Here is a 24,843-nt window from a genome sequence, read left to right as displayed (position 1 = left end):
GAGGTCCCATGATGCAATCGGTCCGGGAGAAGGCAAGAGCGCGATACGTGCCGATCGGTTTAAAACTCATGCTGTCCTATATCTTGTTCATCCTCATCCTGGTAGCCGTGAACTTTTACGTCTCCCATTCGATGTACGATGCTTCCATGCGCAAGCAGACCCGTTTGAACATTCAAGGGACGCTGCTGCAGATTAAGGACAATGTGACCTACAAAATGAACGATATCGTCCAGACCTCGGCGACGCTGTACGATAACCGCACTCTGGTGCTGAGTCTGCGTTCGTTTGAAGAAGGCGTCGAGGGCTACAACCGGATGAATCAGGTGATCATTCCCAAGCTGGAAAGCGCCTCGAAGGCGATCGGTCTGAACTTGAGGATGTCCGTTTATTTTCATAATGAGTCCGTGAATGAAAGGTACACAGTATGGCGTGACGACAGCACCCGCGACTTCAACGAGCAGACGGCGGATATTTACCATATGAGCCGCATTGTGGATGCGGCATGGTATCGGGGCATTCCTGCTGAGCAGTATAACGAAACGATGCTTTGGAAGCAGGTGGAAGAGGATGAGCGTGATGGCAGAATATCGCTGATTCGCCGAATCGTCGATATGAACAATCCGCTGGCGATCGCCGAAGTGGGCATTATGCGCTTCAGCGTTCGCAAGAGCGAGTTGTTCGACAGCGTGAACTTCAAGAAGCTGGGTGCGGGCAGCGAGCTGATTGTGATGGATGATGCGGGGGAGGTTGTCTTTACTTCGGGCCAGCTGCTGCATAAAGGCGGAACGGCGAGCATCGTCGGGACGAACCGAAACGCCTCCCCTGGCGGTAATCCGGATTCGGAATACCTCACCATCGAGGAGCGTCTTCCGCAGCTGGACTGGAAAATCATTGCGCGTGTGCCGCTGACGATCATTGAGCAGGAAGCCGTGCGGGTTCGGACGTATTTCATTACGATCTGCTTGCTGTGCGTAGCTTTATTAATCGGGGCCGGCTTTATTATTTCGCGTTATTTCTCTAAGCGGATCAATAAGATTGTATCGGTGCTGAACTCCTTCCGGGAAGGAGATCTGCATAAGCGCATGCCGGATAAGGGGAAGGGAGAGTTTTCCCAAATCGCCAATGCCTTGAATGAGATGGGAGAAGATTTTGAAGCGCTGATCAACAAGGTTTATCTGACCCAGATCCAGAAGAAAGAGGCGGAGCTTGAGATGCTGCAGACTCAGATCAACCCACATTTTCTGTACAACACGTTGTCATCGATCAACCAGCTGGCCAAGTTCGGGGAGAACGAGAAGCTGCAGAAGATGGTGGTGGAGCTGGCCCAATTCTATCGCCTCACCTTAAATTCGGGGAAGACGTTGATTCCGGTTGCGGTGGAAATTGAGCAGGCCAATGCGTATCTGGACATCCAGAAGGTAAAATATGGCCAGCGCATGGAAGTCACTTTTGATATCGATACGAATATATGGCCTTACGAGACCATTAAGCTGATCCTCCAGCCCTTTATTGAGAATGTGCTGAAGCATGCTTGGAGTGGAGATCGCATTCATATTCGGATTTCGGTTCACAAGGAAGGCGACGATATTCTGTACCGGATCATAGATGATGGTCTAGGCATGAAGCAGGAGCGAATACAGGAGATATTCGATCCCCGGGATAACAGCCATACCGGCTGCGGCATCCGCAACATTGACCAGCGGGTGAAGCTGCATTACGGGAGCGAGTACGGCGTGTCCATTTTCAGCAAAGTCGGAATCGGGACCTCGGTTCAAATACGCATACCTGCAAGAGCGAGAAATGCTAACCCGGATAAGAGAGGGGGATAGACGGGAGCCCCGGACCAGAGCGGTTCCTCGTGAAGCGGGGATCCGCTTTTTAGCGCCTGTTCGCTGTTAAGGTAAAGCGTCAATGAGTGTGCTTGCTAAAAATGGATCTCTCAAGCGATACTAGGATTTGGGCGATAAGAAATGACAAGCATTGTGCATTCATACAGGTTATGGGAGTATCAAAATAGAAGGCCTTTGCCTCTTTCCTTTAAGAAGGATTTATAAAAGCCCGCATGGGCTTTTTTTTAATATATTAGAATTTATAAAGTTTTTTGGGGTCCCCGCAAAGTATTTGGAATAAGCATCGGAGCGTAGGCTCCATTTTGTGGGGCTATTTTAGGTTTTATGCGTAAATATACTGCTGCGAGGCTGCTGGGAGATAATAAACATGAAATGGTTGGAGCAGTACCCTAAGGAAGTAAAAGGTTTTCTTGTTGCAAGTCTCGTTGCCTCCGCAGGCGGCTCCTTGATGTGGCCGCTGACAACGATGTACGTATTCGACGAGCTGGGACGCAGCATGCAGGATGCGGGCTTTGTCATCTTGATTCAGTCCATGGGGGGCATCGCGGGTCAGCTCCTTGGCGGCGCGTTATATCACCGGGTCGGGGTGAAGAAGCTGATCGTGGGCTCGCTCCTGCTGAACGCCCTCGGATTGTTCACCCTTCCGTTCATTAACGGATTATGGGGCTTGTTCATCGCGATGATGGGCTTCATCGGATTCTGCAACGCCGTATCGATGCCGGCCATCCAGGCCTTTATCGGCTTCCGGTTCGCCGATCGGCGGGGCGAATTGTTTAACGTCATCTATGTTGCCAATAATATCGGCGTAGCCTTGGGAACGGCCATGAGCGGGTTCCTGGCGGAGATATCGTATCATTTAAGCTTTGTCTTAAACGGCGTCACGTCCTTCGGCTTTGCGATTTTCTTCCTGTCTTACCTGACGAAGCTGGGCGGAACGAGCGCGTCCGACGGGTCGCATCATCCGCAGCCAAAGAGTCCGCTTCCGGCGGGGCCCGGCGCTTGGGCACTGCTTGGGAACACCCGCATCTATCTCTTTATGGGACTAGGCTCGCTGTTCCTATGGTTCGGCAATTCCATCTGGAACACGGGCGTGTCTCCGTTTATCATCTCGGAGGGTATGTCCAAGACGGCTTACGGTTATTTGTGGACGCTGAACGGGATCTTGATTTTCGCCGCGCAGCCGCTGACCAATGCCATCAAGCGATGGGCGGCCCGCACAGAGAGCAGTCAGATGACCGCGAGCGCCTTGTTCTATCTGGCGGCTTATGTTGTCATCGTGGCGATGCACAGCTATCCGGGCATGATCCTTGCGATGGTGCTGGCCACATTGGGCGAAATGCTGATTTCGCCAGCGATCCCGGCTTTTATTTCGGAACGTGCGGGACAAGCCGCTCCGTTCTATATCGGCGTGACCGGCGGCATGGGAGCCGCTGGCCGGGTGATCGGGCCTTATGCCATGGGAACGATGTATGACGGCGGCGGACTGACCCCGGTGGCGTGGTTGGCCGCGGGAGTTGCCGTATTGTCATTCCTGTCGTTTGCGGTGCATGCCCGGCTTAGCAGGGACAGGGGGCTGGGCCACGACCGTCATGACAAGAGGGAACGCCAACTTAACGCTTAGCGCACTAATAAAGTGACGGATCATGACAGAACCATATTAAGCAGCAGGCATGCTTCGGAGCCTGCTGCTTTTTTGCCAGCGATTCATAGCTTACAGCCCTTGTCAAAGAAACGCCTTACAAAAAAAATAAAAAGGATATTGAAATCGCTCTCAGGGGGAGCTATAATGAACGTGTCGAAACGTTTCAAAACGAAATACGTTTTTTGAATTTATCAAGCAAGCAATCTTCTTATTTTGTTTACACAAGAGCATGATTATCCTTAGGATAACCATGGAAAGGTGCTCCATAGGGGGAATGAAGAGACATTAGGATTATAGAAATAACCTTTATCCGGCGTCTTTATTTTTTCGAATAAAATCGAAACGTTTCGAAGTAAGTGCTTTCAAATTAAGTTTTGCATTACGTTTCGCATGCTGGTAAACATTAAAAACGGGGTGAATGTAGAATGAGAAAAAAATCAATATTGTGGACGTTGGCAGCATTGCTGGTGTTCTCGGTCGTATTAGCCGGATGCTCGGGCGGGTCTGAGAAAGCAGACGGAGGCAGCGAAGGCGGTGGCAAGAAGGAACTGAAAGTCTGGTTGATGGGTGACGAAACGGACGAAACCTTGATTAAGCAATACGAAGAGAAGAATCCCGGCGTGAAGGTAAGCGTTCAATCCATTCCTTGGGGAAGCGCGCATGACAAGCTGTTGACGGCGGTTGCTTCGAAGAGCGGCCCGGACGTCGTGCAGATGGGTACAACCTGGATCCCTGAATTCGCGCAAGCCGGCGCTTTGCTTGACTTGACGCCGTACCTTGAGCAATATCCGAATTTGAAGCCGGAGAATTATTTCGACGGTGCCGTTCAAACGATGAGTTACGACGACAAGGTTGTCGGCATTCCGTGGTACGTGGAAACACGCGTATTGTTCTACCGTACCGATATTCTTGCTGAAGTAGGCTATCCTGAAGGTCCTAAGACTTGGGATGAGATGAAGGATGCCGGCCAGAAACTGGCAGCCAGAGGCAATGGCAATTACGCGATCACCATCGATGCCAAAGATATGAACTACCTGTCCATGTTTGCTTGGCAGAATGGAAGCGCTATGATCGACGAGAACCGCAAGCCTCATTTCAACGAGCCGGAATTCATGGGAGCCATGGAATACCTGAAGAGCTTCTACGACACAGGCATGACGCCGCTTGCGAGCGATTTGGATCTGTTTGCCGCATTTAAGGACGGACAGTTCCCGATGTTCATCAGCGGTCCTTGGATGATTCAAGGCGTGAAGGATAAAGCGCCTGAGATTGAGGGTAAATGGGCAACCACAACCCTTCCTGCAAAAGAAAACAACGCATCGTTCCTTGGCGGAGCTAACATGTCCGTATTCAGCAGCACCAAAAATGCAGATGAAGCCGTTAAATTCATCTCCTTCATGAGCGAACAAGAATCGCAGCTGACCAACTACGATGTATCCAAAAACTTGCCTGCGATTAAGAGCGCATGGGAAGACAAACGCTTTGAAGATCCGATCTTCGCTACATTCGGAAAACAGCTTGAGAACGCCAGACCTGTTCCGTTCATCAAAGAGTGGGATGCGGTTTCCCAAGAAGCCATCGGTGCCTTTGAAAGAATCACGGTGGGCGGTGCGGACATCAAGACCGAAATGGATCAGTTGAACGCGAAGGCTACCGAAATTCTATCCAAATAACAAAAGCGTGTAACGCAGCCCGGCTTGTTTCTTCAGACGATGATGAAACAAGCCTGACTGCTTCCATAGCGTATCATCGAAACCCATATTTGCAGGAGGTGAATGACATTGCAGAACTTTATCAAGCGCTTTAACCGCTATAAGTACCCTTATATGTTTATTGCGCCCGCGCTGGTGCTGCTTCTGACGTTCTCAATCATTCCGATCATCATTGCGCTTGTCATCAGCTTCACGAACATCGACCTGGCGGGTCTCGCCAATTACTCCAATATTGAAGCTGTCGGCTTCGATAACTTCATGAATGTATTTAAAGATCCGGTTTTCCTGAAATCCATGTTTAACACCATGTTCTATGTTATTATCGGAGTTCCGCTTGTCGTTATGCTTGCCATGGGCGCTGCATTGCTGCTTAACTATGGCACGGGATGGCTGTTCAAGACATTCCGCGTTGTTTATTACATGCCTTCCATTACGAATATTGTGGCGGTCGCGGTTGTTTGGGGTTACCTCTATAACAGCCATTATGGCCTCTTTAACCATATGTTATCCTGGTTTGGTATTCCCGCGCAGCAGTGGCTGAATGATCCCACGCTTGCCAAGTTATCGCTGATCCTTCTGGCTGTATGGAAATCGATCGGTCTTAACATGATTATATTCCTTGCTGCCCTCCAGGGCATTCCGCGTTCCTATTATGAAGCGGCGGAGATTGATGGAGCGAGCAAGTGGAAGAAGCTGTTGTACATCACCGTTCCGCTGCTGAGCTTTGCGACCTTCTTTGTCACGATTACGACGCTGATCGGCTGGATTCAGTTCTTCGAAGAGCCGCTGGTGATGACCAAGGGCGGACCGCTGAATTCCACGATGTCGATGGCCCTCTTCATATACAACAATGGCTTCCAGCTCAGTAATTTCGGTTATGCGGCCGCAGGATCGTTTGTGCTCTTCTTCATTATCATTGTTGTGACGATCGCGCAATTCGCAGTCAAGAAAAAAGATGTCGAGTATTAAGATGCAAGCGATGTTCCGTATCGTAACTGAAGGAGGCTTTAGGGTATGGCAGCGAAAAGAATAGAAAAGACGGTCATGACGGTGCTGCTCATTGCAGGGGGACTGCTGATGATGGTCCCGTTTATCTGGATGATCACGTCCTCGTTCAAGCCGGAGAATGAATTTACGGCGGTTCCGCCGACGTTATTGCCCAAAGAATTTACCATGAAAAATTATGTGGATTTATTTACGAAGCTGGACTTTATGGTCTACCTCAAAAATACGCTTATTATTGTGTTCTGGTCATTTGTGGGTCTGTTCCTCAACGCGCTTGCAGGATATGCATTCGCCAAGTTTGAGTTTCCGGGCAACAAAAAATTGTTCTATCTCGTGCTCGCCACGATGATGATTCCGGGACAGGTGACGATGATTCCGGTGTATCTGCTGATTAACGCCATGGGCTTGACCAATACGATGGCGGGTATCGTGCTCCCCGGCTTGGTCGGCGCTTTCGGTATTTTCCTGTTCCGTCAGTTCATGTCGACGATCCCGACGGATCTGATCGAGGCATCAAGGCTGGATGGCGCGGGAGAGCTGCGGATATTCTTCCGTTTGATCGTTCCGATCACGAAGCCGGTATTTGCGGTGCAGGGAATTTTGGCCTTCATCGGCGCTTGGAACAGCTTCCTGTGGCCTCTCATCATGGCTAACGACCAGAAGCTTTACACGCTTTCGGTAGGTTTGCAGCTTCTGAAAGGGCAGCATGGATCCGATTTCGGTCTGCAAATGGCAGGCGCTGCATTTATGGTTGTTCCGATCATCATCGTATTTTCTTTCTTCCAAAAACATATTATTGAAGGATATACGATCTCTGGCATGAAATAAGATAGATAGAGTTTTTAAGTATTAGAAGGGGCGAAAGGAAATGGCAACGATAAAGGATGTGGCAAAGCTCGCTGGAGTCGCCTTGTCGACGGCTTCATACGCGTTAAGCGGCGACAGCAGGGTGAGTTCCAAGACAAGATCAAAGGTGCTCGAGGCAGCAAGACAGCTGAATTATCGGAAGAACGGATTTGCCATGGATTTGAAGCGGAGCCGCACCAAGACAATCGCTCTAATTCTGACGGATTTATCCGGGCCTTATTATTCCGAGTTGATCCGAAGCGTACAGGAAGTTGCTTTGACCAACGGGTATGATCTGATAGCCTGCAGCTCGATGGGCGGCAGGGATTCGACGGCGGTTAAATTTTTGCGGGAGAAGAGGGCCGACGGCGCCATCATTCTCGCGCCCAATATTCGCGATGAAGTTCTGATCGAGACCTCCGGGCCTCAATTTCCGATCGTCGTGATGGATCGTCCATTATGCAGCGAATTCCTGGTCAATGTGCTGGTCGACGGGGAGCAGGGAGGATACACGGCTACTCGTTACCTGCTGGAGAACGGACATCGGCACGTAGCCTATATTAGCGGATCCTCGGATTCGTACGATAATCATTTGCGTTATCAAGGGTATTTAAGGGCGCTCGCGGAGGCGGGGCTGGAAGAACAGTCGAAGTGGCGCCTCAGCGGCAACTTCGTGCGCGAGGGCGGTTACAACGCCACCAAGATGATGATTATGCAGGGGGCGCTCCCAACGGCCGTATTTTACGGCAACGACGAGATGGCCATCGGAGGGCTGAAGGCATTCGAGGAAAGCGGAATTTCGGTGCCGGATGATGTGTCCGTCATCGGATTCGACGATATCCAATTAGCCGAATACGTGAATCCGCCGCTGACGACCATCAGGCAGCCCAAGAGCGAAGCGGGATCGCTTGCAGCCCATCTGCTGTTTCAGATATTGGGAGGCGAATCCGTAAAGCAGTCGTACATGCTGACAACGGAAATGATGGAGCGTGCGTCTGCAGGAAAGAGCAAAGTAGAAAGTTAATGTACCGGATCGGAGATGAGGAACTTGGCATGGATCACGTGTGATTTTTATTCCGAAACACTACAGCTGTCTACCGGCATCGAGGTTTTTATACCGCAAGCCGCGCTGATGCCATACGGTTCTTCTTCGAAGCTGCCGGTGCTTTATTTGCTTCACGGCCGAGGCGCGGACCAGACCGAATGGATGCGCAGGTCGTCCATCGAGCGGTACGCCGAGGATAAAGGCATCGCACTCGTGATGCCGGGAGTCGGACGAAGCTATTATATGGACATGACCAACGGTCCGTCTTACTTTACCTTCCTGAGCGAGGAGCTTCCGCAGCTGGTTCAGTCGTTCTTTCCGGTGTCCGGACGCAGGGAAGATACCTTTGTCGCCGGAATTTCCATGGGCGGGTATGGCGCATTTAAGCTGGCCATGAGTTATCCGGAGCGTTATGCGGCCGGCGCAAGCCTGTCGGGAGGGTTGGATCTCGCCAGCCGGGCTGCGGGACCGGGCTTCCAGGAGCAGGAAATCCGTACCCTGTTCGGAAGCGTCGACCGACTGCGGGGAAGCGGGGACGACTTGCTGTATTTAGCCTCGGAATTCGCGGCATACGGGGGTAACAAACCGATGCTGTATCAGTGCTGCGGAACGGAAGACTTTTTATATCATGATAACCAAACGTTTAGACGATATGCGGACAGTCTGGGGATTCCGATGACATACGAGGAAGAACCGGGCGGACATGAATGGGGATATTGGGACCGTAAAATTCAGCGTGTGCTGGATTGGCTGCCACTGCCCTGATTTTTTCGTCCGTTTTTATTGAAACGTTTCGATTATGTCACAGACACGTGCTGATTTTCTCGCTTTTTAAACAATGGATGTATAGGTAGAAAATCCTGCTAAGTATAAGGTTTTATGAATATATTTCATGGTTTGAGCAAAAATCAAAACGTTTCGAATTGACTAGATCGTGAAGGTTAAGACATAGGAGGATGGGAAATGGCAGATCAACAACTGACTTCTCTGGTCGAGCAGATGACGCTGGAGGAAAAAATTGCGCAGCTTATACAACTGGCCGTCCCTTTTTTCGAAGGAGCTCAAGAATCGGGGCAAATTACAGGACCGATGGAGTCGCTGGGCATCACCGATGAGATCGTAAGCAATGCAGGCTCGGTGCTGGGCTTGGCGGGGGCGGAGGAAGTGATAGCCGTCCAAGAAGCGCATATGCGCAAAAATCGATTAAAAATTCCGCTGCTCATGATGGCCGATATCGTACACGGCTTCAAAACGATCTTCCCGGTGCCGCTGGCCTTGGGAAGCTCGTGGGACCCTGTCCTTGCGGAGCGGAGCGCAGAAATCGCCGCGCGCGAAGCCGCGGTATCCGGCCTCCACGTGACATTTGCGCCGATGGTGGACCTGGTGCGCGATCCGCGCTGGGGACGCGTGATGGAGTCGACCGGGGAAGATCCCTATCTGAACAGTGAATTTGCAAGAGCATTTGTAAGAGGTTTTCAAGGCGACGATTTGAGTGGCGATGTAAACCGGCTGGCTGCGTGCGTGAAGCACTTTGCCGCCTATGGAGCCGGTGAAGGCGGCCGTGATTACAACACGGTGGACATGTCCGAGCGCCAGCTTCGGGAGTATTACTTGCCTGCGTACAAGGCCGCGCTGGATGAGGGGGCCTTGATGGTCATGACCGCCTTTAATACCGTCGATGGCATACCGGCTACAGGCAATAAGCGGCTGATGCGCGATTTGCTGCGTCGCGAATGGGGATTTGACGGTGTGTTGATTTCCGACTGGGGAGCGGTCAAAGAGCTGATCCCTCACGGAGTTGCCGAGGACGAGGCAGAAGCAGCGTTAAGAGCCATCGAGGCTGGCGTGGACATCGAGATGATGACCTCCAGCTACGTGCATCATTTGCCGCAAATGGTACGCGATGGACGGGTGGATGAGAGCCTGATCGATGAAGCGGTGCTGCGTATTCTGTCATTGAAAAAGCGGCTTGGACTGTTCGAGCGTCCTGTGCGGGGAGCCGACCCGCAAGCCGAACGGGAGATCGTGTTTTGCGAGGAGCACCGTCAGGCGGCCCGTGAAGCCGCCGCGAAATCCTGCGTGCTCCTGAAGAACGACTCCCTGCTGCCGCTGAGAGGCGGTCAGCGCGTAGCCTTGATCGGCCCGTTCGCTGCCAGCGGCGACATACTCGGCCCATGGTCCTGGACAGGCGCTAAAGAAGATGCCGTCACGCTGGAGCAGGGACTGCGGTCCAAGCTGCCTTCCGGCGCGCTGACGGTGGCCGAGGGCTGCAGCGTGAGCGCTATGACCGATCAGCAGCTGGAAGAGGCGATGGAGACCGCGAAGCAAGCCGATGTGATCGTGCTGGCGCTGGGCGAGGATTCCGAGATGAGCGGCGAAGCCGGCAGCCGCGGGTTTATCACGCTGCCGCAGCCGCAGCTCGAATTGATCCGCCATTTGAAAACGCTGGGGAAGCCGATGGCAGCCGTCTTGTTCAACGGCCGCCCGCTGGATTTGCACGGCGTGCTGGATGAGGCCGATGCCGTGCTGGAAGCCTGGTTCCCGGGAAGCGAAGGCGGGGCGGCCATCGCTTCGCTGCTGACCGGCGAGATCAATCCTTCCGGCCGTCTCAGCATGTCGTTCCCTTATTCCGTCGGACAGGTGCCGGTCTATTACAACCATTATAATACCGGGCGGCCGAAGGGTGCGCCGGATGCGCAGGTGCGCTATGTATCGCAGTATTTGGACATTCCGAATGAGCCGCTGCTGCCCTTTGGATTCGGCCTAAGCTATACCGAATTCGAATACGGAAACATGGAGCTTTCAGCGGAAGAGATGTCTTCGGAACAGCCGCTTGAGATCAAAGTATCTGTCACGAATGCCGGCGATATGGCCGGGGAAGAAGTCGTCCAGCTGTACGTCCGCGACTGTTCCGGCGAGGTCGTCAGACCGGTCCGGGAACTGAAGGATTTCCGCAAGGTGCTGCTGCAGCCGGGAGAACGGCAGGAAATCGCCTTTATCCTGACCGAAGAACAGCTGCGTTATCACCATTCGGACCTGTCCTTCACGAGCGATGCCGGCGAGTTCGACCTCATGGTCGGAAGGAATAGCCGGGACACGGAGATCAGACGTTTTCGGCTTCGGAAATAACGCGGACCAACATCATTTATGCAGAATAGGAAGTGAAACTTGTGACAGCCAATCATGTAATGAACGATGCGAAAGTTGTACTCCAGGCGGGAGAATTGACGTTTACCTTTTTGCCGAGCGGGGATCTTTATCAAGCTGCTTACGGCACGACGATGATCAATCAACTGCTCTCCAATTCGATTGACGGCGCCCTCAACAATTTGTTTCTGAGAATCCATACCGAAGACGGCATCGAGGCCGTTCCCATGCTCGGGGTGCATTCCCGAAGCGTGGTCACGCATGCGGATAACCGGATGATGTGGGAAGGCAGCGTCAAGGGAGTGGCCTATACGATACGGTTTACCCCGACGGATGCCGGTGCGTGGTTTTGGGACATCGAGCTCCAAGGGGAAGGAATACAAGCCGACGTCGTTTACGGACAGGATATCGGGATTGCCCTTCCAGGCGCCGTTCGAAACAATGAAGCGTACTTGTCCCAATACATCGACCATGCCGTGTTCCGTCAGGAAGATCGGGGTTATGTCGTGTGCTCCCGCCAAAATCAGCCGCAGGGTGGCGTCTTCCCTTATCTTCAGCAGGGATCGCTGACATCGGCGGTCGGGTATGCCACGGACGGCTTTCAGTTCTTCGGTCTTTCCTATAAAGAGACGAATCGGGCAGAGGCTTTATTCAAAGAGAACCTCCCGAATGAGGTATATCAATACGAGTTTGCCTATACGGCTCTGCAGTCCCCTCGCGTAACGTTGAACGGGACGGCCCGGTTCGTATTCTACGGTTTGTTTAAGGAGGATCATCCGGATGCCGTCACTGCGCTCGAATACCAGGAGGAGCTCCAGGCCGCCTGGCAGCAGGCGGAAGCACGCCGTTTGACCGATGCGGGCAATAAGCTGCCGCAGATGGAACGTTCCGACCGCTTCGGCGAACCTCTGCAGTCCGTGCCGCTGACGGCAGACGAACTGAACGCACTGTATCCTGTGCGCCGCCAAGAGGAGCGAGACGGGGAAACGCTGCTTTCGTTCTTCACGGACACCTATGAGCATATCGTCTTGAAGGAGAAGGAGCTTCGCGTGGAGCGTCCGCACGGCCATATCTTGATGAGCGGCAACAACGTCAAGCTGGGCAGCCCGGTCATCACGACCACCTCCTACATGTATGGCGTGTTTAATTCCCAGCTGGTGACGGGAAACACGAACTTTAACAAAATGATGAGTCATGCGCGGAACGCGCTGAACGTGCCCAAGACTTCTGGACAACGGATCTATGTCGAGATGGACGGACAGTACCGCCTCTTGACGATGCCGTCCGTGTTCGAGATCGGGTTTAACTATGTACGCTGGTATTACAAAACCGAAAACGACAAGCTGATCATCACGAACTTCACGTCCGCCGCGGCACCGGAGGTTACGCTTCAGGTCCGTTCCGAAAGCGGAAGAGCCTACCGTTATTTGGTGACCATGCAGATGACGATGGATGTTAACGAATATGAAGTGCCGTATCATGTGGTCCAGGAAGACGGCGTCCTCACGTTCCGTGCCGACGCGGCTTCGCTGAGCGCGTCCGTGTACAAGGATCTGCATTATCGCCTTGGGGTGACGGGAGCCGATATCCAGGTGACGGACGAGACCTGTCTGGCAAGCAACATTGCGCCAGGGAGCGCTTCCTTAACGGTGCTCGAGCTTGCCGAGAGTGCCGAGTGGGCCATGACGGTGCAAGGCAGCCTTGATGCAGCTGATGCTCCAATCGAGGCGCGGAATGCGGATGAGGAGATTGCAAACTATCGTTCGTTTTACGCATCCGTTATGAACGGGTTCCATCTGAGCTTGAACAACGGGCGGGATGACGGTTTATTCAAAGTCAATGCGCTTGCCTGGTGGTATACGCACAACATGCTCGTCCATTATTCGGTGCCGCACGGGTTGGAACAGTACGGCGGTGCGGCGTGGGGAACGCGCGATGTATGCCAGGGACCCGTGGAATATTTCATGGCCACGCATAAATACGAGCAGGTCCGCGATATCCTGCTTGAGGTGTATTCCCACCAATATGAGGATGACGGAAACTGGCCGCAGTGGTTCATGTTTGATAAGTATGCCCATATCCAGCAGGAAGAGAGCCACGGCGACATCATCGTATGGCCGCTGAAGGTGCTGGGCGATTATTTGGCCGTTACCAACGATTACAGCATCCTGGAGTCGGCTGTTCCATACACGAGAAAGCACAGCTTCGATTTTACGGAGCGGACGTACACCGTGCTTGAACACGTGAAGAAGCAAATAGCCTATATTCAGGAGCATTTCCTACATGGTACCCATCTGTCTTCTTATGGGGACGGGGACTGGGACGATACGCTGCAACCGGCTAACGCCCAGCTGAAGCAGTTCATGGTCAGCAGCTGGACGGTCGCCTTGACGTATCAGACCTTGAACCAGTTTTCCCGCGTTATGGAAAGCGTGGATCAAGCGATGTCGGGTGCAATGGGGGAACTCGCGGAAGGAATTCAGCGGGATTTCAATACGTATATCCTGAACTCCGAAGTCATTCCGGGCTTTGTCTATATGGAGAGCAAGGAGCAGAGCAGATTCCTGCTGCATCCGTCCGATGAGGAAACGGGAATCCAGTACCGCCTGCTGCCGATGACGCGCAGCATGATCAGCGAGCTGCTGACCCCGGAGCAGGCGGCCAGCCATTACGAGATTATCCGGGAGCAGCTGTTCTGTCCGGACGGCGTAAGGCTGATGAACCGCCCGGCGGTATATGCCGGTGGCGTCAGCACGCACTTTAAGCGGGCGGAGCAAGCGGCGAATTTCGGCCGGGAGGTTGGCCTTCAATATGTGCATGCGCATATCCGCTTTGTCGAAGCCATGGCCAAGCTCGGCAAGAGCAGCGAGGTTTGGAGCGGGCTTGAGCGCATCAACCCGATCGGCATCACCGAGGTCGTGCCGAATGCGGAGCTGCGCCAGAGCAATGCTTATTTCAGCAGCTCGGACGGAAAGTTCAACACGCGCTACGAAGCCCAGGAATCGTTTGATGCGCTGCGCAGCGGAGACATACCTGTCAAAGGGGGATGGCGGATTTATTCCAGCGGTCCGGGGATCTACATGAACCAGCTGATCTCCAATGCGCTCGGCATCCGCGAAGCGGGAGGCGACCTGGTGATCGACCCGGTTCTGCCGAAGGCGCTGGATGGCTTGGAGTTCCAATTCAACTATGCCGGCGTGCCGGTAACATTCGTTTATCATATGGATGGCGCCGAGCGGACCCGTGTCACGATTAACGGGCAGGATGTATCCGCGAATACGGTCCAGAACCGCTACCGCACGGGAGGCGTTCGCATCTCGGGCGAAGATTTCAAGCGGTTGACCGGAAATGACGAACAAGGCTGCGTCGTGGATATTTACGGCGGCGTTCATGAACAATAAATCGTAACCCGTGAAACTCGTCTGCAGGAACCGAACCGGTCTGTTATAATGGAGGGAATGGTTATCGAAGCGAGGGATGTCGATGAAGACCCGTCAAGAGACAGTGACCATCCGGTTCTCGGAAATGAAGGATGCCGCTGCGCTTATGGAACTCGACGAACTGGTATGGGATCGCAATACGGCCCCGGAGCCCCTGAAATGGAGCTCGCGGGACCATTATCTTCTGCAGTGCCCGCCAGGCACGCAGCTTGTTGCGCTGCACGAGGGGGAGCTGTGCGGTTACGTCGGCTTCCGTTCGCCCACAGGCCTTAACAGCAATCGCCATGTGCTCGAGCTGAACATCGCGGTCCACCCTGCCCATCAGCGGCAGGGCATCGGACAGCGGCTGATCGAGGCGGCGAAGGATATGGCGCGGGTGGAAGGCATTGCGAAGCTGAGGCTGCGGGTGCTGTCCAGCAACCCGGGCGCGCTCTCCTTTTACAGAAACTGCGGGTTTAAGGAAGAGGGGCGGCTGATTCGGGAGTTCTACGTGGATGGACGTTACGTTGATGATATTTTAATGTGTTACTTCTTATCATGATTCCCCTCAGGATATCGTCCTGGTCCGGTTCACGGATGCAAAAGAGATGAGATCATAGGGTTGAACAGTCCGGCGGCTTTGCCGGGCTGTTCGTATGATTAGGTCAACCAGAGAGTTCTGGTTGGCCTTTTTGTTTTTGGGGTCCTCCCACTGAAACGGCTTCTGGACAAGGGCATACCCGATTGCATATAGTAGATGAAAAGAAAGATAGCGGAGGTTGTTTTTCCATGACCATGGGCATTGTATCGCTGAACGTTGGAAAGCCTGTAACGGTGGATTACCAGGGGAAGGACCTGTCTACCGGAATTTATAAGCAGCCTGTGGAAGGTCCCCTGTTCCTAAGTTCATTGAATTTCGAAGGGGACGGCCAAGCCGATCTCATCAATCACGGCGGCTTGGATAAGGCGGTGTGCGCATACCCTTCGGAGCATTATCCGTACTGGGAACGGTCCTTGGGCAAACCGATGACGTATGCCGCATTCGGCGAAAATCTGACGCTGCGAGGGCTGCTGGAGGATGGAGTCTGCATTGGAGATGTATACCGGATAGGGGGGCGGTGCTGCAGGTCAGCCAGCCCCGATATCCCTGCTTTAAGCTGTCGCAAAAGCATGGCGTCAAGGACATGCCGGCAAGGGTGCTGAACACGGGTTACAGCGGTTTTTATTTCCGCGTGCTCGAGGAAGGAAGCATCAGCGCAGACTCCCCCGTTACCCGGCTTGATTCCCAAGCTTCCGGCATCACGGTGCTGGAAGTGCTTCGCATGATGAAGGACGGGCGAAAGGATGAACAAGGGCTTGAACGCATGCTGGAGATCGACGAACTCGCCTCAAGCTTGAAGTCGCAATTCGGGACATGGCTGGCGACCCTTCGAAGCCGTCAGGATTGAAGTCGCGCGGACTCTTGCCAAGCTCTAAGCCAAGGTTAGCCCGCGTTCTAGAACACATACGGACAACAAAAACGGCTTGCGTCCTTTTGGTAGGATACAAGCCGTTTTTTTTATTGGGATTATAGAAAATGCCAGTACCGGCGAAGCTAAACCGTATGCGTTACCTCATCCGCTTCCATTCGCTCTGAATCATGCCGTAGACCGCATGGTTGACATAGCCTTGGGGCAGCTTCTCGGCTTCCCGTATGACTCCCTCAAGGACAAAGCCCAGACGTTCCGGAATCGCCCGGCTGCGATGGTTAGCCGTTGCGCATCGAATCTCCACCCGGTTCAGGCCCATGCGCATCAGCGCGTGATCCGTGAACGCGCGGCACGCGCTTGTCATCAGGCCTTGCCCCGTAAAATGCTGATCCAGCCAGTAGCCGATGCCGACCGAGCGGTTGTTCCAATCGATCTCGTGAAACGAGATCGTGCCCGCCAGCTCCTCGCGCACCCAGATGCCTGCCGAGAAGCCTCCATTGTCGGCTGCTTGCTTCATGGCACCCTTGATATAGTTGAGGGTATCGTTAACCTCGGTGACGGCATCCACCCACGGAAGCCACTTGCGAAGACGGTCGCGCGACCGGTCGGTAATCTCGAACATCGCCCGTGCATGTTCGATGGCAAGCGGGCGCAATTCAACATGATCGTCCAATGTGTATCCAAACATACGGTATCTCCTTTGTTCTCCATTGCGAAGTATAAAGTATATGTACCTCTAACGAGTTCGCTTCACTTTTTGCTCCAATGCGTAAATATCTTCTTCCAGGGAAATCATGCGCTGATTGACAACCGTTCGGCAGTCGCTGAGCGCTTGATTGTATAGATGAGGCCCCAAGGTCTCCACGAAAAAATCAAGAACACTCTCTGCGGCCAGATTTCCGAGGGTTTCGCCGCGTTCCGTTTCAAAGTATTCCTGCACCAATTCAATCAGCTGTTCGCGCTGTTCCTTTGGAAATTTGCTGGGCTTCATAAGATGATCGCCGGCCTCCTTCAACTGTTTTTCTCTCCATGCTACCCTATTAAAAAGCCCCCGTCAAAATGATTTTCGCCGCTATATCCGGCTAAGGGAGGAGCCTCTGCAAACAGGTTGAGGACTTGTAGTTATTGCCTGCCGGCCCCCCTGTCCCAAGTCGCGGGCTTACTGCGCGGGAGTGCCGAATTCCTTGAACAATCGCGTCATTACAGGTATATTTAAGAGAAACACGTTTATACAGGAGATAGACAGAAATTACAGGACGAAAGGTTGATCAACGTGGAGAACCATCGGGGCACCCCCTCCAATTTCATAAAGAATGTTATTACCGAAGACCTGAAGTCCGGTAAAGTCAAGGAGATCGTTACCCGTTTCCCGCCGGAGCCGAACGGTTACCTGCATATTGGACATGCCAAGGCCATTTGGATCAATTTTACGCTGGCCGATGAATTCGGCGGAAGGACACACTTGCGGTTTGATGACACGAACCCGGTGAAGGAAGACATCGAGTACGTGAACTCCATCAAGGAAGACGTGAAGTGGCTTGGCTTCGATTGGGAAGAGCTGCGGTTCGCGTCCGATTATTTTGAAGAGATGTACAATCGCGCGGTGCTGCTGATTAAGAAAGGGAAGGCTTACGTGGACGACCAGTCCGCTGACCAAATCCGCGAAACGCGCGGAACCTTGACCGAGCCTGGACAGAACAGTCCATACCGGGACCGCAGCGTGGAAGAGAACCTGGATCTGTTCGAGCGGATGCGGAAAGGGGAATTCGCCAACGGCGAACGCGTGCTGCGCGCCAAGATCGATATGGCTTCCCCGAATATCAATCTGCGGGATCCGGTCATCTACCGGATCTCCCACGCGCATCATCACAATACAGGCGACAAGTGGTGCATCTATCCGATGTATGCTTTTGCCCATCCGCTGGAGGATGCCATCGAAGGGGTTACGCATTCCCTGTGCTCTCTGGAGTTTGAAGATCAGCACCCGTTCTATGACTGGGTCGTGGCGGAATGCGAGATGGACAGCACGCCGCGTCAGTACGAATTCGGGCGTCTGAACGTGGCGCAGACGGTCACCAGCAAACGCAAGCTGAAGCAGCTCGTGGACGAGAACATCGTAGACGGCTGGGACGATCCGCGCATGCCGACGATCTCCGGACTTCGCCGTCTGGGCTATACGCCGGAAGCCATTCGCAATTTCGTGTTCGAGACGGGAATCTCGAAGGCTTACGGTACGGTGGACCGTCAAGTGATGGAGCACTTTATCCGTGAAGACCTGAAGCTGAAGGCGCCTCGTACCATGGCCGTGCTGGACCCGCTGAAGGTGGTCATTACGAACTACCCTGAAGGTCAGGTCGAATGGCTGGACGCCGAGAACAACACGGAGAATCCGGAGATGGGGATCCGCCAGATTCCGTTTTCGCGCGAGATTTACATTGAGCAAGAGGATTTCATGGAAGATCCGCCGAGCAAATATTTCCGCTTGTTCCCGGGCAATGAGGTCCGGCTGAAGCATGCGTATTTCATCAAGTGCAATGACGTGATCAAAGACGAGAACGGCAAGGTCGTCGAGATTCACTGCACGTACGATCCGGAGACGAAGAGCGGCAGCGGCTTTACCGGACGCAAGGTGAAAGGGACGATTCACTGGGTGGAGGCCACGCAGGCCGTGCCTGCCGAATTTCGTCTGTTCGAGCCGCTGTTCAAGGACGAAGACGAAGAAGCGGAATTGGTGCCTGAGGTTGCAGGCGAGACGGAGGAGGCAGCTGCCGAGAAGTCCTTCTTGGACGACATCAATCCAAATTCGCTGCAAATCGTGCAAGGCTTCGTGGAGCCGAATATGAAGGATGTTGCGCCGCAGGACAAGTTCCAGTTCTTCCGCCACGGATATTTCAACGTCGACTCGAAGTATTCGCAGCCAGGGCGTCCGGTATTTAACCGCGTGGTTTCCCTGAAGAGCTCGTTCCAGCTTCCGAAGAACTAAACAAGACAGAGAATAAAAAAAGGGCACGGTTAGGCGGTGATCAGGTCGACCTGGCCCCTAAACGTAAACAAGACTCGAAGATTCCGTTCCAGGATTCATTCGAGTCTTGTTATATTTACGGTGATATCATCTTGTAATTGAAATCGTCAGGGAGATAACTGCGCGCTAACTCGCAGCGTATTCCTCGATCTCGTCGTCTTCGGGATCGTCCGGGTGCAGCGGCTGGTATCCGTGCTTGCGGAGGTTGTACCACATCCAGCCAAAGCCGATGGCGCCCACGATGGCGAGCATCGTACCGGTCCGGTACATGGCCTGCGCCCCGAAGTTCTGGAACATCCAGCCGCCGGCAAGGCCGCCGATGACACCGGATATGCCGCTCCAGCTTAAGGTATAGATCGCTTGGCCGGAGGCGCGGTACGGCGTCGGAACAAACAGCATCGTCAGCTGAACGCCGACATAGAAGTAGCCGCCGAAGGTAACGCAGTGCAGCAGCTGGATGAAGGCGACCTCCAGCGGGCTGTTGGCTTCGGCCATAAGCGCCAGCGGAGCGCGAAGAGCAGGCTGACAATCGTCAGGCAGCCCACCAGGACGTTGATTTTCCGTTTCAGGAAGCGGTCAAACAGAATGAAGACCAGCACTTCGAATATCGATGAGAAGAAGATGGCGAGGCCGACCGTCTGCTTGCTCCCGCCCAGCTCCAGAATGTATAGGGACATAAAGGTATTGTTCGCCGTGTTCGGGATGGATACCATGATGCCTAACAGGATGAACCAGACAAAATAGGAGTTCAGGAACAGCCTGCTGAGCCCCCTAAGGCTGACCGATGCCGATGCCGCCGTTTTCTGAATGGAGGGCAGCGTAAACATGAACACGGCCGCCACCAGCAGCATGATCGAGAACACGATGGCGATGCGTCCCGACCCGAGCCGGTCGATGACAGGCCCGGCAGCGATGGCCGTCAGCGCCCATCCGAGCGAGCCCCACAGCCGGAACGAGCCGAACTTTTGCTGAGTTCCATCAATATAGGTCAGAATCAGCGAATTCGTTTGCGAGAACATCGGCGTCTGGAAAAAATAAAAGAAAATCATCGTCATGTATATCATTGCATAGGTATTCGCCTGAAAAACAAGCTGAACCAGCAGCAGCGTACCGGTCATCATGATCAGCAGCACGCGTTTGATGTTGGCCGCCCGGTCACTCCAGAATCCCCAGAACGGATTGGCGAAGATGGACACAAATGGCGCAATCGCCATCAGGCTGCCGATTTCGATTTTGCTCATGCCGATATCTTGCAAATACAACTGGAAGAAACCGGTGAAGATGACCATGGTTCCGTAAATGAAGAAGTTGAACAGCTTGAGCGATGTCAGCGAAGGTTGAGCATTGTCCATATTCCGCAAGTAGGTCATTCCTTTCAAACCGAATACAATCCATAATCGCGGTATAAGAAAAAAGCCGCTTTCCTTTCAATGTATCACGCATTGAAAAGGGATACAAACCATCTTTTAAATGATTTTCCATTATTCTGGATATTAACCTATAAACTGAATCCGATTTTTTATAACTTGAAGAAAGGCTGGTGGAGCATATGAGCGTTCACTCCCAAGATGTTCGTCTGCCATCGGGTCAAGTGACGGGCATCGCCCTTGCTGGAGGAGCCTCCCGGAGAATGGGGAGAAACAAGGCGCTGCTGCCCATGGAGGGGATGAGTTTGATTGAACGGACGGTCCACGCGCTGGACAAAGTCAGCGGAAGGGTGATCCTGTCTGCCAATGACCCGGAACCTTATCATTTCCTCGGCTTGGAATGCGTCCCCGACCTTTATGTCGGACAAGGTCCGATGGCGGGCCTTCACGCCGCCCTGAAGTCTTCCCGGAGCACATGGAATCTGGTCGCAGCTTGCGATATGCCTTATATCCACGAGCGGTTTCTCCAGGGGCTGCTGGATCTGGCGAACAAGCAGGACACGGCTGAGGCCGTAATCCCGGTCGTGGAAGGAAGGATGCACCCGCTGCTGGCAGCGTATCGCAGAGAGACCGCGGAAAGCCTTGAGCGCAGGCTGATCCGGGGGCAGCTCCGCATGGTGGAGTGGGTGCAGGAGCTGAATGCCGTCTTTTCGAATGAGGAGGAATTAGCGGAGGTTACCGGCCTTGATCCGCGCCGAATCTTATTTAACATGAACACGCCCATGGATTACGAGGCCGCAGGCGGTCTGCTGAATACGGAAGAATGATCGGTCCCCTGCACGCATCCTATAAAAATAGCCCCGCCATTCGAATGTGAAGTGCCCCCCTTAGAATAGACATTGGAAAACCCCCTTGGTTATTCCGATAAATTCTAAGGGGTGCATTTTTTATGGCAAAGAAAGGTCAAAAGTATAAATCATATTCAGATGAAGTGAAAAAAGAGGCGATTCGCCTTCATGTTGAGGAAAAGTGGACATATAGGCGAATTACCGAGCACTTTGAGATTCAAGATAAAGATCGTGTAAAAAAGTGGATGCGAAAGTATCGGGAATTAGGTGAGTTTGGATTATTGGATCAGCGAGGAAGACGAGAAGAATATTTGGATCAAGATCGCTATGTCCAAAAGCTAAAAAGGGAGAATGAAATGCTAAAAAAGTGCTTGGAAATCTGGATGAAGGAGGTAAGAAAGAAAGCTTCGCCATGATCGAACAAGCAGCAAAATCAGGGCAAGTAGCTGAACTGTGCCAGTTCATTGGTGTTTCTAGAAGTGGCTATTACGCCTATTTAAAGCGTAAAGAGAACGACCGGGATGCCGAAGACAAACGGCTGATCCGCAGAGTATACAAACGCTACGAAGGAAAGTATGGTTACCGACAAATCCAACTGTTCCTGTGGCAGGATCACGGTGTGTGGATGAATCACAAAAAGGTGCTACGTCTCATGCAAGAACTTGGGCTCCAAGCTAGCATTCGCAAGAAGCGCCAATTCAACATGGTATACAAGGCCGCGGAGCGTGTGGCGGAGAATCTGCTTAAGCGTAACTTTACGGCGGAGAGACCAAACCAAAAATGGGTAACGGATATAACCCAATACCGGGTGGGTGAGCGTTGGCTGTATCTCTCGGCGGTAAAAGACTTATTCAACAACGAGATTGTGGCCTACCAGCTCAGCGAGCGTAACGACAATGAATTGGTTCTGCAGACGTTCGCCAAAGCGTTTGCTAAGCAAAAAGACGTGACCGGATTGGTCGTTCACAGCGACCAAGGGTTCCAGTACACGTCTCATGCCTATCACGACATGCTGCCAAAGGTTAGCGCCCAAATCAGCATGTCTCGCCGGGGCAATTGCCTAGACAACGCCTCCATGGAGAGCTTCTTCTCGCATCTCAAAACGGAAGGGCTCTATCCTTATGATATCCGAAATCTAGCGGAGGCACAAAGCCGAATTGAGAAATACATACGATTTTATAATCGAAGACGACCACAGCGCAAATTAAATAAACTGACGCCGGTAGAGTACCGACGCCAGTTTACAGCCTAGGTGTTTTTTCAATGTCCACTAAATGGGGTCTTGACCAAATGCTTGGCGGGGCTTTCTAGTATATAAAGGCGGTTTGCTTCGGTTATGCTGATTCTGCTCTCATGCGCTGAGCAGAAGCTCATCCGCCGATCTGCGACATGCGCCGGGCCGTAGGAGTATGGCTTTGGGCCTTTTTCTCCAGCGCGAGCGCCATTTCATGGTTCAGCGGCTTGGCGCCGAGCGCTTTGCGGAACAGGTTCGCCACCGCCGAAGGGTCATCGATGACGCGGCGCACGTTAAATTCGTCCGACCAATATAGGCAAGCCTTGATATGGCCGTCGGCCGTCAGCCTGAGCCGGTTGCAGGAATCGCAGAAATGATCGCTGACCGGATGGATCAAACCGAACGTTCCCGTTGCTCCAACCACCTTCATATTGCGCGAAGGACCGTTGCCGGAAGGGCCCTGCTCTTCTTGAATGGCCCAGCCGGCCTCTTGGCACACTTCGGCTACCCGGCTCAGCGGCAGGTACGAATCCCGCCAGGTATCGGATGCTTGGCCGATCGGCATGTATTCAATAAAGCGGACATGAAGGGGACGATCAAGGGTCAGGGCGATAAAGTCGCGAATCTCGTCCTCATTGAAGCCCTTCATTAACACCATGTTCAGCTTGATCGGATTCAGGCCGGCTTCATAGGCGGCTTCAATGCCTTCCAGCACTTTATGCACCCGGCCGCCGCGCGTGATGCGAGCGTAACGCTCTTCCTGGAGCGAATCCAGGCTGATGTTGATGCGGGTGAGTCCCGCTTCCTTCAGCAAGCGGGCCTTGGATGGGAGCATGATCCCGTTGGTGGTAAGGGATATATCTTGAATTCCTTCAATGGAAGCAATCTGATGGACCAAGGTTTCCAGATCCTTGCGCACAAGCGGCTCGCCGCCGGTAAGGCGTACTTTGGAGACGCCCATGGGGGCCAGAACGCGCATGATCGCGGCGATCTCTTCATAGCTCATTATCTGATCGTGAGGTTGGAATTCCATCCCTTCTTCCGGCATACAATATACACAACGAAGATTGCACCGATCCGTCACCGAGATTCGAATATAATCATGGACACGACCGAAGGAATCTTTAAGCGGTTCGATCATGGAAATCCCCCTTTTACTAGCGTGCATGGTCACATTGTAGCCATTCCCCGAACAGGAGTCAATGCATTGTAAGGGTCATGTCAGCCGGACAAGCCGCACGCATAAGTTCAAGGATTTGTGAGAAGCATCACAGAAAACGCTTTCTAAATCCTGTATATTGAACCTGTGGACCAAAGCTTTCTCCCCTTGAAAGCGAGTAGTGACATTCTAGATTTCCGAAAGTTTCCTGGTTTTTCCGAAATTTTCGGAAATCATTTCAAACTGCTTTCATTAGACGTTCATCTAAGATATACTGTCAAGGATATCACATCCAACAAGATAGGTTACCAATAGGAGGTTCGATATGGCGATATCACCTGTTCAAACTTTGGAGGTGCCTGACGTCTGTCACAGGTGGCTTGAAAACCGGGGGACGGTCTACGAGCTGCTGATTGATTTTTTGGGCAATTGGCCCAGCTTGTCTATGATTGCGGAATGGAGCCGCGGGAGCGGAATTAGCAAGGCGGCGGAGTGTTCGAAGGCCGGTACGGACCTGATGAAATATTTATGCGGACGCTCGCCTGAGGAATTGGTTCGGATTTGCGAATATGAGAGGGCGGAATACCGCCGGCTGCTTCAGCAGTCCAAACCTCGCCAGGCCGCGGAATCCCATTATACGAAGGATGGATGCGCTCAGGATTTGGCCGAGTGTTATGCATCCGCCGGTGTTGCCTTTAATAAACTGCATGGCGAAGCGGACGATCATATAGCCATTGAACTGGAATTCATGACGCTGCTTCATGACCGTATGCTGAACAATACGTATTGTGAAGATAGCATGTTGCAATTAATGGAGGTACAAGAGAAGTTTCTGGAGGAGCATCTGTTGTCATGGGTGCCATCCCTCTGCAAGGATTTGAAGGGGTCCACGCAAAGTCCGCTATACCAGTCGTTATTCAGCCTGTTGGAGGAATTCCTCGCGCAGGATCTGAACATGCTGAAGACCTGGAAGCATTCCAAGGAAGCCATGCTGGTGCATTAGCGCCAGAATCATATCATCATCAGACACAACAACGCCCCGGTCTCCTTGAATCAGGAGGGCCGGGGCGTTTGGTGT

At 52.9% G+C, this 24,843-nt stretch carries 19 protein-coding genes and 2 pseudogenes; 17 read left to right on the top strand and 4 right to left on the bottom strand.

Going from position 1 to position 24,843, the window contains the following annotated elements:
- The first annotated feature begins 11 nt into the window (after nucleotides 1–11).
- The 12 genes and pseudogenes from P0X86_RS30745 (at nucleotide 12) to P0X86_RS33370 (ending at nucleotide 16,114) form a co-directional block, all read left to right on the top strand.
- On the top strand, nucleotides 12–1,829 hold the full coding sequence (locus P0X86_RS30745) for a cache domain-containing sensor histidine kinase (RefSeq protein WP_277749105.1): 1,818 nt from the start codon (nucleotides 12–14) through the stop codon (nucleotides 1,827–1,829).
- Nucleotides 1,830–2,217: 388 nt separating this feature from the next.
- Complete coding sequence (locus tag P0X86_RS30740; protein ID WP_096775834.1) at nucleotides 2,218–3,471, top strand: MFS transporter; 1,254 nt, start codon at nucleotides 2,218–2,220, stop codon at nucleotides 3,469–3,471.
- A 446-nt stretch (nucleotides 3,472–3,917) separates the two neighbouring features.
- Complete coding sequence (locus P0X86_RS30735; protein ID WP_009594526.1) at nucleotides 3,918–5,165, top strand: sugar ABC transporter substrate-binding protein; 1,248 nt, start codon at nucleotides 3,918–3,920, stop codon at nucleotides 5,163–5,165.
- Between the two features lie 102 nt (nucleotides 5,166–5,267).
- On the top strand, nucleotides 5,268–6,173 hold the full coding sequence (locus tag P0X86_RS30730; RefSeq protein WP_009594508.1) for a carbohydrate ABC transporter permease: 906 nt from the start codon (nucleotides 5,268–5,270) through the stop codon (nucleotides 6,171–6,173).
- A gap of 45 nt (nucleotides 6,174–6,218) precedes the next feature.
- Entirely contained in the window at nucleotides 6,219–7,037 is an 819-nt protein-coding gene (locus P0X86_RS30725) for a carbohydrate ABC transporter permease (RefSeq protein WP_277747241.1), read from the top strand.
- A 40-nt stretch (nucleotides 7,038–7,077) separates the two neighbouring features.
- Entirely contained in the window at nucleotides 7,078–8,079 is a 1,002-nt protein-coding gene (locus P0X86_RS30720) for a LacI family DNA-binding transcriptional regulator (RefSeq protein WP_090909864.1), read from the top strand.
- Nucleotides 8,080–8,103: 24 nt separating this feature from the next.
- A complete protein-coding gene (locus P0X86_RS30715; protein ID WP_277747240.1) occupies nucleotides 8,104–8,865 on the top strand; it encodes an alpha/beta hydrolase in 762 nt (253 codons plus the stop codon).
- A 198-nt stretch (nucleotides 8,866–9,063) separates the two neighbouring features.
- The gene (locus tag P0X86_RS30710; protein WP_277747239.1) at nucleotides 9,064–11,229 is read left to right on the top strand and encodes a glycoside hydrolase family 3 N-terminal domain-containing protein; all 2,166 of its coding nucleotides are present in this window, start codon (nucleotides 9,064–9,066) and stop codon (nucleotides 11,227–11,229) included.
- Between the two features lie 41 nt (nucleotides 11,230–11,270).
- Nucleotides 11,271–14,648, top strand: coding sequence for a GH36-type glycosyl hydrolase domain-containing protein (locus tag P0X86_RS30705; protein ID WP_277747238.1), 3,378 nt, complete (start codon nucleotides 11,271–11,273; stop codon nucleotides 14,646–14,648).
- Between the two features lie 82 nt (nucleotides 14,649–14,730).
- Nucleotides 14,731–15,228, top strand: coding sequence for a GNAT family N-acetyltransferase (locus tag P0X86_RS30700; protein WP_015737774.1), 498 nt, complete (start codon nucleotides 14,731–14,733; stop codon nucleotides 15,226–15,228).
- Nucleotides 15,229–15,455: 227 nt separating this feature from the next.
- A pseudogene (locus P0X86_RS30695) lies at nucleotides 15,456–15,880 on the top strand (MOSC domain-containing protein); the annotation flags it as partial.
- A gap of 108 nt (nucleotides 15,881–15,988) precedes the next feature.
- Nucleotides 15,989–16,114 carry a 3-alpha domain-containing protein gene (locus tag P0X86_RS33370; protein ID WP_481858315.1) on the top strand — a complete coding sequence of 42 codons (126 nt, stop codon included), beginning with the start codon at nucleotides 15,989–15,991 and terminating at the stop codon, nucleotides 16,112–16,114.
- A gap of 160 nt (nucleotides 16,115–16,274) precedes the next feature.
- Here the strand turns inward: P0X86_RS33370 and P0X86_RS30685 are convergent, their stop codons facing one another.
- Entirely contained in the window at nucleotides 16,275–16,823 is a 549-nt protein-coding gene (locus P0X86_RS30685) for a GNAT family N-acetyltransferase (RefSeq protein ID WP_009594522.1), read from the bottom strand.
- Between the two features lie 48 nt (nucleotides 16,824–16,871).
- Nucleotides 16,872–17,126 (bottom strand): DUF2164 domain-containing protein, encoded by a 255-nt coding sequence (locus P0X86_RS30680; RefSeq protein ID WP_036662061.1) that lies wholly within the window; start codon nucleotides 17,124–17,126, stop codon nucleotides 16,872–16,874.
- 273 nt (nucleotides 17,127–17,399) lie between these two features.
- Between P0X86_RS30680 and P0X86_RS30675 the strand changes: the two genes are divergently transcribed.
- Nucleotides 17,400–19,118 (top strand): glutamine--tRNA ligase/YqeY domain fusion protein, encoded by a 1,719-nt coding sequence (locus P0X86_RS30675; protein ID WP_277747237.1) that lies wholly within the window; start codon nucleotides 17,400–17,402, stop codon nucleotides 19,116–19,118.
- 165 nt (nucleotides 19,119–19,283) lie between these two features.
- Here P0X86_RS30675 and P0X86_RS30670 read toward each other — a convergent pair.
- Nucleotides 19,284–20,527: pseudogene (locus tag P0X86_RS30670) on the bottom strand (MFS transporter).
- 179 nt (nucleotides 20,528–20,706) lie between these two features.
- Here P0X86_RS30670 and mobA point away from each other — a divergent pair.
- The 3 genes from mobA to P0X86_RS30655 all read left to right on the top strand — a co-directional run bounded on the left by mobA (nucleotide 20,707) and on the right by P0X86_RS30655 (nucleotide 22,624).
- Nucleotides 20,707–21,351 (top strand): molybdenum cofactor guanylyltransferase, encoded by a 645-nt coding sequence (gene mobA / locus P0X86_RS30665; RefSeq protein WP_277747236.1) that lies wholly within the window; start codon nucleotides 20,707–20,709, stop codon nucleotides 21,349–21,351.
- A 122-nt stretch (nucleotides 21,352–21,473) separates the two neighbouring features.
- On the top strand, nucleotides 21,474–21,788 hold the full coding sequence (locus tag P0X86_RS30660; protein WP_277746115.1) for a helix-turn-helix domain-containing protein: 315 nt from the start codon (nucleotides 21,474–21,476) through the stop codon (nucleotides 21,786–21,788).
- The gene (locus P0X86_RS30655) at nucleotides 21,785–22,624 is read left to right on the top strand and encodes an IS3 family transposase (protein ID WP_277746116.1); all 840 of its coding nucleotides are present in this window, start codon (nucleotides 21,785–21,787) and stop codon (nucleotides 22,622–22,624) included. The genes P0X86_RS30660 and P0X86_RS30655 overlap by 4 nt, the downstream gene beginning before the upstream one ends.
- A 118-nt stretch (nucleotides 22,625–22,742) precedes the next feature.
- Here the strand turns inward: P0X86_RS30655 and moaA are convergent, their stop codons facing one another.
- Complete coding sequence (gene moaA, locus P0X86_RS30650) at nucleotides 22,743–23,747, bottom strand: GTP 3',8-cyclase MoaA (protein WP_192570385.1); 1,005 nt, start codon at nucleotides 23,745–23,747, stop codon at nucleotides 22,743–22,745.
- Between the two features lie 343 nt (nucleotides 23,748–24,090).
- Here moaA and P0X86_RS30645 point away from each other — a divergent pair, with 343 nt between their 5' ends.
- Nucleotides 24,091–24,768, top strand: coding sequence for a TorD/DmsD family molecular chaperone (locus P0X86_RS30645; protein WP_096775841.1), 678 nt, complete (start codon nucleotides 24,091–24,093; stop codon nucleotides 24,766–24,768).
- The last annotated feature ends 75 nt before the right edge of the window (nucleotides 24,769–24,843 follow it).

Origin of the sequence: Paenibacillus sp. BR1-192 (assembly GCF_029542445.1) — a bacterium.
GTDB lineage: Bacteria > Bacillota > Bacilli > Paenibacillales > Paenibacillaceae > Paenibacillus_AQ > Paenibacillus_AQ lautus_A.
This window is presented reverse-complemented; position numbering and strand designations above follow the sequence as displayed.